12 protein-coding genes are annotated in these 14,740 nt (G+C 59.7%); all 12 read left to right on the forward strand.

Annotated features, from left to right (window positions below):
- The first annotated feature begins 98 nt into the window (after nt 1-98).
- The 12 genes from fabZ (at nt 99) to ispD (ending at nt 14,588) form a co-directional block, all read left to right on the forward strand.
- Nucleotides 99-539, forward strand: a complete 441-nt coding sequence (gene fabZ, locus KW838_RS24670) for a 3-hydroxyacyl-ACP dehydratase FabZ (protein WP_007978374.1) — start codon at nt 99-101, stop codon at nt 537-539.
- Entirely contained in the window at nt 536-1,312 is a 777-nt protein-coding gene (lpxA, locus tag KW838_RS24675; protein WP_007978373.1) for an acyl-ACP--UDP-N-acetylglucosamine O-acyltransferase, read from the forward strand. The genes fabZ and lpxA overlap by 4 nt, the downstream gene beginning before the upstream one ends.
- 2 nt (nt 1,313-1,314) lie before the next feature.
- On the forward strand, nt 1,315-2,445 hold the full coding sequence (gene lpxB / locus KW838_RS24680) for a lipid-A-disaccharide synthase (RefSeq protein WP_007978372.1): 1,131 nt from the start codon (nt 1,315-1,317) through the stop codon (nt 2,443-2,445).
- Nucleotides 2,446-2,456: 11 nt separating this feature from the next.
- Nucleotides 2,457-3,083: a ribonuclease HII gene (gene rnhB / locus KW838_RS24685; RefSeq protein ID WP_007978371.1), complete on the forward strand. Its 627-nt coding sequence runs from the start codon at nt 2,457-2,459 to the stop codon at nt 3,081-3,083.
- 77 nt (nt 3,084-3,160) lie between these two features.
- Complete coding sequence (dnaE, locus tag KW838_RS24690) at nt 3,161-6,682, forward strand: DNA polymerase III subunit alpha (protein WP_095965043.1); 3,522 nt, start codon at nt 3,161-3,163, stop codon at nt 6,680-6,682.
- A gap of 139 nt (nt 6,683-6,821) precedes the next feature.
- Nucleotides 6,822-7,769 carry an acetyl-CoA carboxylase carboxyltransferase subunit alpha gene (locus tag KW838_RS24695; protein WP_218503830.1) on the forward strand — a complete coding sequence of 316 codons (948 nt, stop codon included), beginning with the start codon at nt 6,822-6,824 and terminating at the stop codon, nt 7,767-7,769.
- Nucleotides 7,770-7,902: 133 nt separating this feature from the next.
- The gene (tilS, locus tag KW838_RS24700) at nt 7,903-9,231 is read left to right on the forward strand and encodes a tRNA lysidine(34) synthetase TilS (protein ID WP_218503831.1); all 1,329 of its coding nucleotides are present in this window, start codon (nt 7,903-7,905) and stop codon (nt 9,229-9,231) included.
- A 274-nt stretch (nt 9,232-9,505) separates the two neighbouring features.
- A complete protein-coding gene (locus tag KW838_RS24705) occupies nt 9,506-11,137 on the forward strand; it encodes a CTP synthase (protein ID WP_007996939.1) in 1,632 nt (543 codons plus the stop codon).
- 5 nt (nt 11,138-11,142) lie between these two features.
- The gene (gene kdsA / locus KW838_RS24710; protein WP_015093773.1) at nt 11,143-11,988 is read left to right on the forward strand and encodes a 3-deoxy-8-phosphooctulonate synthase; all 846 of its coding nucleotides are present in this window, start codon (nt 11,143-11,145) and stop codon (nt 11,986-11,988) included.
- 156 nt (nt 11,989-12,144) lie between these two features.
- Nucleotides 12,145-13,434: a phosphopyruvate hydratase gene (eno, locus tag KW838_RS24715; protein WP_015093774.1), complete on the forward strand. Its 1,290-nt coding sequence runs from the start codon at nt 12,145-12,147 to the stop codon at nt 13,432-13,434.
- Nucleotides 13,435-13,605: 171 nt separating this feature from the next.
- On the forward strand, nt 13,606-13,884 hold the full coding sequence (gene ftsB / locus KW838_RS24720) for a cell division protein FtsB (RefSeq protein WP_007970710.1): 279 nt from the start codon (nt 13,606-13,608) through the stop codon (nt 13,882-13,884).
- Nucleotides 13,881-14,588 carry a 2-C-methyl-D-erythritol 4-phosphate cytidylyltransferase gene (ispD, locus tag KW838_RS24725; protein ID WP_102699370.1) on the forward strand — a complete coding sequence of 236 codons (708 nt, stop codon included), beginning with the start codon at nt 13,881-13,883 and terminating at the stop codon, nt 14,586-14,588. Before ftsB ends, ispD begins: the two co-directional genes overlap by 4 nt.
- Nucleotides 14,589-14,740 lie beyond the last annotated feature (152 nt).

The raw sequence follows: 14,740 nt of genomic DNA on the forward strand, positions 1-14,740 counted from the left end.
ATATCAAGTGTGCACAGCCGCTAGACTGCCTCCTTGATTTGCTAGCGGAACGTGCGTCAGTCGCGCGCTCCCAATCTTTACATAGGCTTCCCCCCGAAATGATGGACATCAACGAGATTCGCGAATACCTGCCTCACCGTTACCCGTTCCTGCTGGTGGACCGGGTAGTGGAGCTGGATGTTGAAGGCAAGCGCATTCGCGCCTACAAGAATGTCAGCATCAACGAACCGTTCTTCAATGGCCACTTCCCCGCGCATCCAATCATGCCGGGCGTATTGATCATCGAAGCCATGGCTCAGGCTGCCGGGATCCTTGGTTTCAAGATGCTCGACGTGAAACCGGCCGACGGCACCCTCTATTACTTCGTCGGTTCCGACAAGCTGCGCTTCCGCCAGCCGGTTCTGCCAGGCGATCAGTTGATCCTTGAAGCCAAGTTCATCAGCTGCAAGCGTCAGATCTGGAAATTCGAATGCCAGGCTTCGGTCGATGGCAAGCCGGTCTGCTCCGCTGAAATCATCTGCGCGGAACGCAAACTATGAGTTTGATTGACCCTCGTGCAATCATCGATCCGACAGCCATTCTGGCTGACGGCGTCGAGGTCGGCCCGTGGTCGATCGTCGGCGCAGGTGTGGAAATCGGCGAGGGGACAGTCATCGGGCCGCACGTGATCCTCAAGGGCCCGACCCGAATCGGCAAGCACAATCGCATCTACCAGTTTTCCTCGGTGGGTGAGGACACGCCTGACCTGAAGTACAAGGGCGAGGAAACTCGCCTGGTGATTGGTGATCACAACGTCATCCGTGAAGGCGTGACGATCCACCGTGGCACCATCCAGGATCGTTCGGAAACGACCCTGGGCGATCACAACCTGATCATGGCCTATGCCCACATCGGCCACGACAGCGTGATTGGCAACCACTGCATCCTGGTGAACAACACCGCACTGGCGGGCCATGTGCATGTGGAAGACTGGGCGATCCTCTCCGGTTTTACCCTGGTTCACCAGTATTGCCACATTGGCGCCCACAGCTTCTCCGGCATGGGCACGGCGATCGGCAAGGATGTTCCAGCGTACGTCACGGTGTTCGGCAACCCCGCCGAAGCCCGCAGCATGAACTTTGAGGGCATGCGCCGTCGGGGGTTCAGCGAAGATGCGATCCACGCGCTGCGTCGTGCCTACAAGGTGGTGTACCGCCAGGGCCTGACCGTGGAGCAGGCGCTCGCCGAACTGGCAGAGCCGTCCGCCCAGTATCCGGAAGTGGCGGTGTTCCGTGACTCCATCCAGTCTTCGACCCGCGGCATCACCCGCTAACCATGGCTAATCTGCGTATTGCGCTGGTAGCGGGAGAGGCTTCCGGTGACATTCTGGGCGCGGGTCTCATGCGTGCGCTCAAGGCTCGTCACCCGGCCGTCGAATTCATAGGTGTTGGCGGTCCATTGATGCAGGCTGAAGGCCTGACCTCGTATTTCCCGATGGAACGTCTGTCCGTCATGGGCCTGGTGGAAGTGCTGGGCCGGCTGCGCGAGTTGCTGGCGCGGCGCAAGAAGCTGGTCGCCGACCTGATCGCCGCGAAGCCCGATGTGTTCATCGGTATCGATGCGCCGGACTTCAACCTCAATATCGAACTCAAACTGCGTCAGGCCGGTATCAAGACCGTGCATTACGTCAGTCCGTCGGTGTGGGCCTGGCGGCAGAAACGCGTGCTGAAGATTCGCGAAGGCTGCGACCTGATGCTCACGCTGTTCCCGTTCGAAGCCAAATTTTATGAAGAGAAAGGCGTGCCGGTGCGGTTCGTCGGCCATACCCTGGCCGATGCCATTCCACTCGAAGCCGATCGCGCGGCTGCGCGGGCCGAGCTCGGTTTGCCTGACGGGCCGCTGGTGGCGTTGATGCCAGGCAGCCGTGGCGGTGAAGTTGGCCGGCTAGGTGCGTTGTTTCTCGATACCGCGCAGCGCCTGCGGGCGTTGCGCCCGGGTGTGCGGTTTGTCATGCCTTGCGCCAGTGCGCAACGTCGCGCACAGCTTGAAGAGCTGTTGGCTGGTCGCGATCTGCCACTGACCCTGCTCGATGGGCAGTCGCATCTGGCCCTGGCAGCGTGCGATGCGGTGTTGATTGCCTCCGGTACCGCGACGCTTGAAGCATTGCTGTACAAGCGGCCGATGGTGGTCGCCTATCGCCTGGCGCCGCTGACGTTCTGGATACTCAAGCGCATGGTGAAAAGCCCCTATATTTCGTTGCCGAATTTGTTGGCTCAGCGTCTGTTGGTGCCCGAGTTGTTGCAGGACGATGCCACGGTCGAAGCGCTGGCCCAGACCTTGTCACCCTTGATCGAGGGTGGGGAAGAGCAGACCCGTGGTTTTGATGAAATTCACCGGACCCTGCGTCTGGATGCCTCCAACCAGGCTGCGGACGCAGTGCTGAAGCTGATCGGCCAAGTAGAATGAGTAAAACGAACATGCAGATGGGGCTGGACTTTACCTTGGTCGCTGAAGTCGAAGAATTGGTTGCCGGCGTCGATGAAGTCGGTCGTGGCCCGCTCTGTGGCGCGGTAGTGACAGCGGCGGTGATTCTTGATCCGAACCGCCCGATCCTCGGCCTGAACGACTCGAAGAAACTCACCGAAGCCCGTCGCGAAAAGCTCTATGACGAAATCTGCGAAAAAGCCCTGAGCTGGTGCATCGCTCGCGCCGAAGTCGAGGAAATCGACGAACTGAACATCCTCCACGCCACCATGCTGGCCATGCAGCGCGCCGTCGCCGGGCTGCACATCCAGCCGAAGCTGGCGATGATCGACGGTAACCGCTGCCCGAAACTGCCGATGCGCTCCGAGGCAGTGGTGAAGGGCGATAGCAAGGTTCCAGCCATCGCCGCCGCATCGATTCTGGCCAAGGTCAGCCGCGATCGGGAAATGGCCGCGTTCGAGTTGATCTACCCCGGCTACGGCATCGGTGGCCACAAGGGCTACCCGACACCCGTTCATCTGGAAGCGCTCGCCCGTCTCGGCCCGACCCCGATTCACCGGCGCTCCTTTGCTCCGGTGCGTCTGGCTTACGAGGCGCGGGAAAGTCTCATCGAGAGTTAGTCGCAAGGCTGATTTTTTTTACCAAGGCCCGGTACAATCCGGGCCTTGTTGTTTTCATGACTTAACGCAGGATCACTATGCCGGCTTCATTCGTTCACCTACGCCTGCACACTGAATACTCCCTGGTCGACGGTCTGGTGCGGATCAAGCCGCTGGTCAAGACCCTGGTCGGCATGAACATGCCTGCCGTGGCGGTCACCGACCAGAACAACATGTGTTCCCTGGTCAAATTCTATAAAAACGCCATGGGTGCCGGGATCAAGCCGATCTGCGGCGCCGACCTGTGGCTGTCGAACAAGGATCCGGACAACCCGCTGAGCCGGATCAGCCTGCTGGTGATGAACGCCGAAGGCTATCGCAACCTCACCGAGCTGATTTCCCGCGGCTTTATCGAGGGGCAGCGCAATGGCGCAATCATCATCGAACGCGAATGGGTCGCTGAAGCCAGCGCCGGCTTGATCATGTTGTCGGCGGCCAAAGAAGGCGAGATCGGCCAGGCCATGCTCAGCGGCAACCCCGCCGAAGCTGAAACCCTGGCCCGCGAATGGATGGACGTGTTTCCGGATCGTTTCTACCTGGAGATCCAGCGCACCAATCGCCCTAACGATGAAGAACAGTTGCACGGCGCCGTGGCCCTGGCCGAGAAGCTCGGTGCGCCGCTGGTGGCGACCAACGACGTGCGTTTCATCAAGCAGGAAGACTTCGCCGCCCACGAAACCCGCGTCTGCATCGGTGAGGGCCGTGCCCTCGACGATCCGCGGCGCTCGAAGAATTACAGCGATCAGCAGTACCTTAAAAGCGCCGAGGAAATGGCCGAGCTGTTCAGCGACATTCCCGAAGCGCTGGAAAACACCGTCGAGATCGCCAAGCGTTGCAACATCGAAGTGAAGCTGGGTACGCACTTCCTGCCCAACTTCCCGATCCCTGATGGCATGACCATCGACGAGTACTTCCGCAAGGTGTCCTTCGATGGCCTGGAAGAGCGCCTTGCCGTCCTGCTGCCCAAGGACACCACCGAAGACTACGAAACCAAGCGTCAGGTCTATGTCGACCGGCTGAATTTCGAGCTGGATATCATCATCCAGATGGGCTTCCCCGGTTACTTCCTGATCGTGATGGACTTTATCCAGTGGGCCAAGAACAACGGCGTGCCGGTAGGTCCCGGCCGTGGGTCGGGTGCCGGATCGCTGGTGGCCTATGTGCAGAAGATCACCGACCTCGACCCGCTGGAATATGACCTGCTGTTCGAACGGTTCCTCAATCCGGAACGGGTATCGATGCCCGACTTCGACGTCGACTTCTGCATGGACGGTCGCGATCGGGTGATCGACTACGTGGCCGAGAAGTACGGCCGCAACGCGGTAAGCCAGATCATCACCTTCGGTTCCATGGCGGCCAAGGCTGTGGTCCGCGACGTGGCGCGGGTGCAGGGCAAGTCCTATGGCCTGGCGGACCGTCTGTCGAAGATGATCCCGTTCGAAGTCGGCATGACCCTGGAAAAGGCCTACGAGCAGGAAGAGATCCTGCGCGACTTCATCAAGGTCGATGAAGAAGCCGCGGAAATCTGGGAGATGGCCCGCAAGCTTGAAGGCGTTGTGCGTAACGTCGGCAAGCACGCTGGTGGTGTGGTTATCGCGCCAACCAAGCTGACCGACTTCTCGCCGATCTACTGCGACGAGGCGGGTGATGGCCTGGTAACCCAGTTCGACAAGGACGACGTTGAAGCGGCTGGTCTGGTGAAGTTCGACTTCCTCGGTTTGCGGACCCTGACGATCATCGACTGGGCGCTGAAAACCATCAACCGCGACCGCGCCAAGGTCAACGAGCCGCCGCTGGATATCGCGTTCATCCCGCTGGACGACAAGCCGACCTACACCTTGCTGCAAAAAGCCGAAACCACGGCGGTGTTCCAGCTTGAATCCCGGGGCATGAAGGAGCTGATCAAAAAGCTCAAGCCCGACTGCCTGGAAGACTTGATCGCACTGGTGGCCCTGTTCCGTCCGGGGCCGCTGCAATCGGGCATGGTGGACGACTTCATCAACCGCAAGCACGGTCGCGCCGAGCTGGCGTATCCGCACTCGGACTATCAGTACGAAGGCCTCAAGCCCGTACTGGCACCGACCTACGGCATCATCCTGTATCAGGAACAGGTGATGCAGATTGCCCAGGTCATGGCCGGCTACACCCTCGGTGGTGCGGACATGCTGCGTCGCGCCATGGGTAAGAAAAAACCCGAGGAAATGGCCAAGCAGCGGGGCGGTTTCATTGAAGGTTGCGCCACCAACAATATCGATGCCGACCTCGCCGGCAACATCTTTGACCTGGTAGAAAAATTCGCCGGTTACGGCTTCAACAAGTCGCACTCCGCGGCTTATGGCCTGGTGTCGTACCAGACCGCGTGGCTGAAGGCGCACTACCCGGCGCCGTTCATGGCCGCGGTACTCTCGGCGGATATGCACAACACCGACAAGGTCGTGACCTTGATCGAAGAAGTGCGGACCATGAAGCTGCGTCTCGATGCGCCGGACGTCAACACTTCCGAATTCAAGTTCACGGTGAACGACGAAGGCCGGATCATCTACGGCCTGGGGGCCATCAAGGGCGTGGGTGAGGGGCCGGTCGAGGCCATCACTGAAGCGCGTCTGGCCGGTCCGTTCAAGGATCTGTTCGATTTCTGTGCCCGGGTCGACCTCAAGCGCATCAACAAGCGCACCCTCGACGGTTTGATCCGCAGCGGTGCCCTGGATCGCCTCGGGCCGTACTTCCACGATGAGCAGAAAGCCTACCAGGCCAATATCGACCGCAATCGTGCGGTACTGCTGACGGCCATGGAAGAAGCGATAAAGGCGGCCGAACAGACCGCGCGGACCCAGGACAGCGGTCACTCGGACCTGTTTGGCGGTCTGTTTGTCGAAGAAGACGCCGACGTCTACGCCAATCACCGCAAGGCCAAGGAACTGACCCTCAAGGAGCGTCTCAAAGGCGAGAAAGATACCCTCGGCCTGTACCTGACCGGTCACCCGATTGACGAGTACGAGGGTGAAATCCGTCGCTTCGCCCGTCAGCGCATCATCGATCTGAAACCGGCGCGTGATACCCAGACCGTTGCCGGGATGATCATCGCCTTGCGGGTGATGAAGAACAAAAAGGGCGACAAGATGGGGTTCATCACCCTGGACGACCGCTCCGGACGGATCGAGGCCTCGCTGTTTTCCGAGGCGTTCCATTCGGCGCAATCACTGTTGCAGACCGACGCGATGGTGGTGGTCGAAGGCGAAGTCAGCAATGACGACTTCTCCGGTGGCCTGAAATTGCGGGTCAAGCGGGTGATGAGCATGGAGGATGCGCGCACCAACCTGGCCGAAAGCCTGCGCCTGAAGTTGCATGCCAAGGATCTCAAGGGCGATCAGCTACGCTGGTTGGGCGAACTATTGAAGCGTCACCGCGGTGCGTGCCCGATCACCATGGACTACACCAGCCCTGATGCGAAGGCCTTGTTGCAGTTCGGCGAGGGCTGGCGGATCGATCCGGCGGATGCGTTGATTCAAGCCCTGCGTGACCAGTTCGGGCGAGACAACGTCTTCCTCCAATACCGTTGACGGTCAGTGCTATCAGATTGCCCTGACCCAGACCTGAATTTTTAATCTCGACCTCAACGCGCCTGTCCCTTAAGGTAGGGCGCGAATAGACAACCGGCCGGCCCAAGATCCCTTGGGACTCGACCCAAGACGGACGCCTATGAACCCGAATTTTCTAGATTTCGAACAGCCGATCGCCGACCTGCAAGCCAAGATCGAAGAGTTGCGCTTGGTCGGTAATGACAATTCGCTGAATATCGGCGATGAGATCTCCCGCCTGCAGGACAAGAGCAAAACGCTGACCGAAGACATTTTCGGCAAGCTGACCAGCTGGCAGATCGCACGCCTGGCGCGTCACCCGAAACGTCCGTATACCCTGGACTACATTGAACACATCTTCACCGAGTTCGACGAACTGCACGGTGACCGTCACTTCTCCGACGACGCGGCCATCGTTGGCGGCATCGCCCGTCTGGAAGACAAGCCGGTCATGGTCATCGGCCACCAGAAGGGCCGTGAAGTGCGCGAGAAGGTTCGCCGCAACTTCGGCATGCCGCGTCCGGAAGGCTACCGCAAGGCTTGCCGCCTGATGGAAATGGCCGAACGCTTCAAGATGCCGATCCTGACCTTCATCGATACCCCGGGCGCCTACCCTGGCATCGACGCTGAAGAGCGCAACCAGAGCGAAGCGATTGCCTGGAACCTGCGGGTCATGGCGCGCCTGAAAACCCCAATCATCGCCACCGTGATCGGTGAGGGTGGTTCCGGTGGTGCACTGGCAATCGGTGTCTGCGACCAGTTGAACATGCTGCAATACTCGACCTACGCGGTGATTTCGCCGGAAGGTTGCGCTTCGATTCTGTGGAAAACCGCCGAGAAGGCACCGGATGCCGCAGAAGCGATGGGCATCACCGCCGAGCGCCTCAAGGGTCTGGGCATCGTGGACAAGGTGATTGGCGAGCCATTGGGCGGCGCGCACCGTGACCCGGCTACTGCCGCTGCGTCGATCCGCGCCGAGCTGAGCTCGCAACTGGCGATGCTGAAGAAGTTCGACAACGACGCGCTGCTCAAGCGCCGTTACGATCGTCTGATGAGCTACGGTCTCTAAGCCGAACACGCAGTGCCCATGTGGGAGCGAGCTTGCTCGCGATGAGGGTGTAACAGTCGACGAATGTGTTGAATGTTAGGCCGCTATCGCGAGCAAGCTCGCTCCCACATTTGATTTGTGCATAGAGGCAGATATGAGTCAGTCCGCGATTGATTTGCCTTCCAGGCTTTTGCTGAATCTGAAACCGTGGCGCAATGCTGCGACCTGGCGCATCGCCTTCTCCGGCGGCCTGGACTCCACTGTCCTGCTGCATCTGCTGGCGCATCTTGCAACAACCGAATCCCTGCCGGCGCTGAGCGCCATCCATGTTCATCACGGTCTTCAAGCCGTGGCCGATGTTTGGCCGGAACATTGTCGTTCTGTGTGCGCTGCGCTGGGCGTCCCGTTGCAGATCGTTCGGGTGCAGGTGCAGCCCGGTGCCAGTCTGGAGCGTGCGGCGAGAGACGCGCGTTATCACACGTTCGCCGAAGTGACTGGGCCCGGTGACGTGCTGCTGACGGCCCAGCACCGCGACGATCAGGCGGAAACCCTGCTGTTTCGTTTGTTGCGCGGAGCGGGCGTGCGCGGATTGTCCGGGATGCCGTGTCAGCGTTCGTTGGGCAAGGGGCATCTGCTGCGGCCACTGCTTGATGTCACGCGGACTGAGTTGGAGGGCTATGCCAGTGCGCATGGTTTGAGCTGGATCGAAGATCCCTCGAACCAGGATCGGCAGTTCTCGCGCAACTACCTGCGCCATCAAGTCTTGCCCGTGCTGGTTCAGCGCTGGCCACAAGCGGTGGCGACCATGGCTCGCAGCGCGGCGCATTTGGCTGAAGCACAGGGGTTGCTCGAAGAACTGGCCGAAATGGATTTACGTGAGGCCAATTCCGTCAGTGAATTCGACTGGCTGGGCTTGCGATCCCTTGAACTGGCGTCGATTGCGCAACTCTCCGCTGCCCGGCAGCGCAATGCCCTGAGTCATTGGCTCGAACCGCTGACCCGTCTTCCGGACACTGACCATTGGTCGGGTTGGGAGGATTTGCGCGACGCCAGCGGCGATGCCTGCCCGGTGTGGCGGCTGGCCGATGGCGAGCTGCATCGGGCGGGCGGGCGGATCTGGTGGCTGTCGGGCCGCTGGTTGCGCCCTCTGCCTGTCGCCGGAACGTGGCAGGACCCGCGTTCACCGCTGGTAATCCCGGACAACGGCACGCTGTCGCTCACCGGGCAAATCCCCGATGGCCCCTTACAGATCCGCTATCGTGAAGGGGGCGAGGTCATGGCGTTGCCAGGTCGTGGCCATCGGGATCTGAAACGTTTGCTCAATGAAAACGCTGTACCGTCCTTCGTGCGCGGCAGATTGCCGCTGCTCTACAAAGACGGGCAATTGCTGGCGGTAGCGAACCTCAACGGGCTCGATGGCGGTGCGATCGGTAACTGGCATTTGCATTGGCAGCCACTGAACGAAGATCAAGGTTTGAGCTGAAAGGGGCTTTCCGGTAGACTACGCTCCCTTCTTGATACAACTTCTGTGGATTCGCATGAATTGCAGGAGTTGCCGATTACCAAGCAGTCTTTGCTGGGCGATTCCAAAAAATGTGTAGCGAGCAACGAACCGGTGATTCATTTCCCGGTCTGTCCCAACGCGGCGGTTTTTTTGAAAGGTGCACTGTGATTAATGCAGGTGATCGGGGGCTTCGGCCTTCCTTCGCTTTCCCCGGCGGCTCGGACCGCTTTAACGCAGACTTCTAGGGTTTTTCATGACGCGCTACATATTCGTCACGGGCGGTGTTGTTTCTTCATTGGGGAAAGGCATTGCATCGGCATCATTGGCGGCCATCCTGGAGGCGCGGGGACTTAAGGTCACCATGCTGAAGCTGGACCCGTACATCAACGTCGACCCGGGCACCATGAGCCCGTTCCAGCACGGTGAAGTGTTCGTCACCCACGACGGCGCCGAGACCGACCTGGACCTGGGCCACTACGAGCGGTTCATCCGCACGACCATGACCCAGAACAACAACTTCACCACCGGCCGTGTCTACGAACACGTGCTGCGCAAAGAGCGCCGTGGTGACTACCTGGGTGCAACCATCCAGGTGATCCCGCACATCACCGACGAAATCAAGCGCCGCATCATCAAGGGTGCCGGCGACGCTGACGTGGCCATGGTCGAGATCGGTGGCACCGTGGGTGACATCGAGTCGCAACCGTTCCTCGAGGCGATCCGCCAACTGCGTTTCGAAGTCGGCGCCAAGCGCGCGATGCTGATGCACCTGACACTGGTGCCGTACATCGCCACTGCCGGTGAAACCAAGACCAAGCCAACCCAGCACTCGGTCAAGGAACTGCGTTCCATCGGCCTGCAACCAGACGTGCTGGTCTGCCGCTCCGATCACCCGATCGATGTGTCGTCCCGTCGCAAGATCGCGCAGTTCACCAACGTTGAAGAACGTGCGGTGATCGCGCTGGAAGACGCCGATACCATCTACAAGATCCCGGGCATCCTGCATTCCCAGGGCCTCGACGATTTCGTCGTCGAGCGCTTCGGCCTGCAATGCGGCGGTGCCGATCTGTCCGAGTGGGAAGCCGTGGTCGACGCCAAGCTCAACCCTGAGCACGAAGTCACCATCGCCATGGTCGGCAAGTACATGGAGCTGCTGGACGCCTACAAGTCGCTGATCGAAGCGATGAGTCACGCCGGCATCAGCAACCGTACCAAGGTCAACCTGCGCTACATCGATTCCGAAGACATCGAGAACCAGGGCACCGCGCTGCTCGAAGGCGTCGACGCGATCCTGGTGCCGGGCGGCTTCGGTCTGCGTGGCGTTGAAGGCAAGATCACTGCCGTTCAATACGCTCGCGAAAACAAGGTTCCGTACCTGGGTATCTGCCTGGGCATGCAAGTGGCCGTTATCGAGTTCGCCCGTAACGTGATGGGCTGGAAAGACGCCAACTCCACCGAGTTCGATCGTGCAAGCGGTCACCCGGTAGTGGGCTTGATCACCGAGTGGGAAGATGCCACCGGCGCGGTCGAAATCCGTACCGAAGCTTCCGATCTGGGCGGCACCATGCGCCTGGGCGCGCAGGATTGCCTGCTGGAGCCGGGTTCCCTGGTTCATGGTTGCTACGGCAAGGACGTGATCGTCGAGCGTCACCGTCATCGCTACGAAGTGAACAACAACCTGCTGCCGCAAATCATGGAAGCCGGTTTGAAAATCTCCGGTCGTTCCGGGGATGGCGCACTGGTTGAAGTGGTTGAAGCACCGGACCATCCATGGTTCGTCGCTTGCCAGTTCCACCCTGAGTTCACCTCGACGCCACGCGACGGTCATCCGCTGTTCAGCGGTTTCGTCAAGGCAGCGTTGGCTCAACACCAGAAGAAGGCGTAACCCCGATGGCACAGAAGATCATCCGCGTCGGCGACATCGAGATTGCCAACGACAAACCCATGGTGCTGTTCGGCGGCATGAACGTGCTGGAAAGCCGTGACATGGCCATGCAGGTTTGCGAAGAGTATGTGAAGGTCACCGAAAAGCTCGGTATCCCTTACGTGTTCAAGGCCAGTTTCGACAAGGCCAACCGGTCTTCTGTGACCTCCTATCGTGGTCCTGGCCTGGAAGAAGGCATGCGCATCTTCCAGGACATCAAGCAAGCCTTCGGCGTGCCGATCATCACCGACGTCCACGAGCCTGACCAGGCCGCGGTCGTCGCTGAAGTCTGCGACATCATCCAGTTGCCGGCCTTCCTGTCGCGCCAGACCGACCTCGTGGTCGCGATGGCCAAAACGGGCGCCGTGATCAACATCAAGAAAGCCCAGTTCCTCGCCCCTCAGGAAATGAAGCACATCCTGAACAAGTGCGTGGAAGCGGGTAATGATCAGTTGATTCTCTGTGAGCGTGGTTCGAGCTTCGGCTACAACAACCTGGTCGTCGACATGCTCGGCTTCGGCATCATGAAGCAGTTCGAATACCCGGTGTTCTTCGACGTGACCCACGCGCTGCAAATGCCTGGCGGTCGCTCCGATTCCGCCGGCGGTCGTCGCGCCCAGGTCACCGACCTGGCGAAGGCCGGCATGAGCCAATCGCTGGCCGGCCTGTTCCTGGAAGCCCACCCGGATCCGGACAACGCCAAATGTGACGGTCCTTGCGCCTTGCGCCTGGACAAACTGGAGCCATTCCTGGCCCAGCTCAAAGCCCTGGACGAACTGGTGAAGAGTTTTCCGACGGTAGAAACCGCGTAATCCTCAATTCTCCGGTAAAGTACCGCACGATTTAACGCTCAGGCCCTCGGGCCTGAGCCTTGTCGTCTGCAAGACTGTCCGCTGCACCTCACTTGCCGACGATCAAAGATTTCCTACAGCTGCGTCGTTTTCGTCAACTTTGGAGTGTTTACAACAATGGCTAAAATCGTCGACATCAAAGGTCGTGAAGTTCTCGACTCCCGTGGCAATCCCACCGTGGAAGCGGATGTGCTTCTCGATAACGGCATCATCGGCAGCGCCTGCGCGCCGTCCGGTGCTTCCACTGGCTCGCGTGAAGCGCTCGAGCTGCGTGATGGCGACAAGAGCCGTTACCTGGGCAAGGGTGTTCTGAAGGCCGTAGCCAACATCAACGGTCCGATCAAGGACCTGTTGAAAGGCATGGACCCAAGCGACCAGAAAGCGCTCGATCTGGCAATGATCAAGCTCGACGGTACTGAAAACAAAGGTTCCCTGGGCGCCAACGCGATCCTCGCCGTTTCCCTGGCTGCCGCCAAGGCCGCCGCACAGGACCAGGACCTGCCGCTGTACGCTCACATCGCCAACCTGAACGGCACCCCGGGTGTCTACTCGATGCCGGTTCCGATGATGAACATCATCAACGGCGGCGAGCACGCCGATAACAACGTCGACATCCAGGAATTCATGGTTCAGCCGGTTGGCGCCAAGTCTTTCTCGGAAGGTCTGCGCATGGGCACCGAGATTTTCCACCACCTCAAAGCCGTGCTGAAGGCCCGTGGCCTGAGCACTGCCGTCGGTGACGAAGGTGGTTTCGCGCCGAACCTGGCTTCCAACGAAGACGCTTTGAAAGTGATCTCCGAAGCCGTGGCCAACGCCGGTTACAAGCTGGGCACCGACGTGACCCTGGCCCTGGACTGCGCGGCCAGCGAATTCTACGAAGACGGCAAGTACAACCTGTCCGGCGAAGGCCAGGTGTTCACCGCCGAAGGTTTCGCCGACTACCTCAAAGGCCTGACCGAGCGTTACCCGATCATCTCCATCGAAGATGGCCTGGACGAGTCCGACTGGGCTGGCTGGAAGATCCTCACCGACAAGATCGGCGAGAAGACCCAGCTGGTAGGCGACGACCTGTTCGTCACCAACACCAAGATCCTGAAAGAAGGCATCGACAAGAAGATCGCCAACTCGATCCTGATCAAGTTCAACCAGATCGGCACCCTGACCGAAACCCTGGAAGCCATCCAGATGGCCAAGGCTGCCGGCTACACCGCCGTGATCTCGCACCGCTCCGGCGAAACCGAAGATTCGACCATTGCCGACCTGGCCGTGGGCACCTCGGCTGGCCAGATCAAGACCGGCTCCCTGTGCCGTTCCGACCGCGTTTCCAAGTACAACCAACTGCTGCGTATCGAAGAGCAGTTGAACGGCAAAGCCAAGTACAACGGTCGCGGCGAATTCCGCGGCTGAGTCAGTACATGGTAAAAAAGACACCGGATTGTGTCGGAAAAATCGCTACAGCGACGTTTTTGCCACTAATCTGATGGCTTATAAGCACAAGCCTGGTTCTTCCAGGCTTCGTGCTATCAGAAGCTTCACGTTTGGCATGGCTGTCTTTTTTCACTGGATACCTGATATTCGATGCGCAGTCCCAATTGGTTGTTCCTCATTCTGCTTTTGTTGCTGGCTGGCCTGCAGTACCGCCTGTGGGTGGGAAACGGCAGTCTGGCGCAAGTGGCCGAGTTGACGCAGCAGATCGCGGATCAGCAAGCTGAGAACCAGGCATTGCTGGAGCGCAATCGGGTAATGGACGCCGAAGTCAGTGAGTTGAAAAAGGGCATGGAGACCGTTGAAGAACGGGCTCGCCATGAGTTGGGCATGGTCAAGGACGGTGAAACCCTTTACCAGTTGGCGCAATGAGCCAGACGTTACCGGCCTTCTGGGCCGTGATTCCTGCCGCGGGCGTCGGTGCCCGTATGGCCGCGGACCGTCCCAAGCAATACTTGCAACTGGGCGGGCGCACTATTCTCGAACACAGCCTCGGCTGTTTCCTTGATCACCCTTGCCTGAAAGGCCTGGTGGTCAGTCTTGCTGTCGACGATCCTTATTGGCCGAACCTGGCGTGTGCCAGTGACCCGCGTATTGTCCGGGTCGAGGGCGGTTCCGAACGTTCCGGATCGGTGCTCAATGCCTTGCTGCACCTGCATGCGCAGGGCGCTGATAATGAGGATTGGGTACTGGTTCACGATGCCGCGCGGCCGAACCTCAGTCGTGACGACCTGGACAAGTTGTTGGCTGAACTGGCAGACGACCCTGTCGGCGGACTGCTGGCGGTTCCGGCACGGGATACGCTCAAACGGGTCGACAAGCACGGTCGCGTCGTCGAAACCGTGGATCGCAGTGTGATCTGGCAGGCCTACACGCCGCAGATGTTTCGCCTTGGGGCATTGCATCGGGCGTTGGCTGATAGTCTGGTGGCCGATGCCGTTATTACCGACGAAGCTTCGGCCATGGAGTGGGCCGGTTCGGCACCACGCCTGATCGAAGGGCGGTCTGACAATCTCAAGGTCACGCGTCCTGAAGATCTTGAGTGGTTGAGACAGCGGTGGGCCAATCGTCACTGATTGACATTGGTTTTGTGCTGCCCCCAATCGCGAGCAAGCTCGCTCCCACAGTGGACGGGGTCGAACACAAATCTTGTAAACGCCAGCAAACCCTGTGGGAGCGAGCTTGCTCGCGATAGCAGTAGTCTGGGCACCGGCATCTTGTTGACACG

The sequence above is a fragment of the Pseudomonas sp. PDM27 genome (assembly GCF_019219205.1).
Taxonomy (GTDB): Bacteria; Pseudomonadota; Gammaproteobacteria; order Pseudomonadales; family Pseudomonadaceae; genus Aquipseudomonas; species Aquipseudomonas laurylsulfatiphila.

Excerpts from the sequence above, each read along its gene's own strand:
- fabZ (WP_007978374.1), top strand. The coding sequence starts at position 99 with ATGATGGACATCAACGAGATTCGCGAATACCTGCCTCACCGTTACCCG.
- lpxA (WP_007978373.1), top strand. The coding sequence starts at position 536 with ATGAGTTTGATTGACCCTCGTGCAATCATCGATCCGACAGCCATTCTG.
- lpxB (WP_007978372.1), top strand. The coding sequence starts at position 1,315 with ATGGCTAATCTGCGTATTGCGCTGGTAGCGGGAGAGGCTTCCGGTGAC.
- rnhB (WP_007978371.1), top strand. The coding sequence starts at position 2,457 with ATGCAGATGGGGCTGGACTTTACCTTGGTCGCTGAAGTCGAAGAATTG.
- dnaE (WP_095965043.1), top strand. The coding sequence starts at position 3,161 with ATGCCGGCTTCATTCGTTCACCTACGCCTGCACACTGAATACTCCCTG.
- KW838_RS24695 (WP_218503830.1), top strand. The coding sequence starts at position 6,822 with ATGAACCCGAATTTTCTAGATTTCGAACAGCCGATCGCCGACCTGCAA.
- tilS (WP_218503831.1), top strand. The coding sequence starts at position 7,903 with ATGAGTCAGTCCGCGATTGATTTGCCTTCCAGGCTTTTGCTGAATCTG.
- KW838_RS24705 (WP_007996939.1), top strand. The coding sequence starts at position 9,506 with ATGACGCGCTACATATTCGTCACGGGCGGTGTTGTTTCTTCATTGGGG.
- kdsA (WP_015093773.1), top strand. The coding sequence starts at position 11,143 with ATGGCACAGAAGATCATCCGCGTCGGCGACATCGAGATTGCCAACGAC.
- eno (WP_015093774.1), top strand. The coding sequence starts at position 12,145 with ATGGCTAAAATCGTCGACATCAAAGGTCGTGAAGTTCTCGACTCCCGT.
- ftsB (WP_007970710.1), top strand. The coding sequence starts at position 13,606 with ATGCGCAGTCCCAATTGGTTGTTCCTCATTCTGCTTTTGTTGCTGGCT.
- ispD (WP_102699370.1), top strand. The coding sequence starts at position 13,881 with ATGAGCCAGACGTTACCGGCCTTCTGGGCCGTGATTCCTGCCGCGGGC.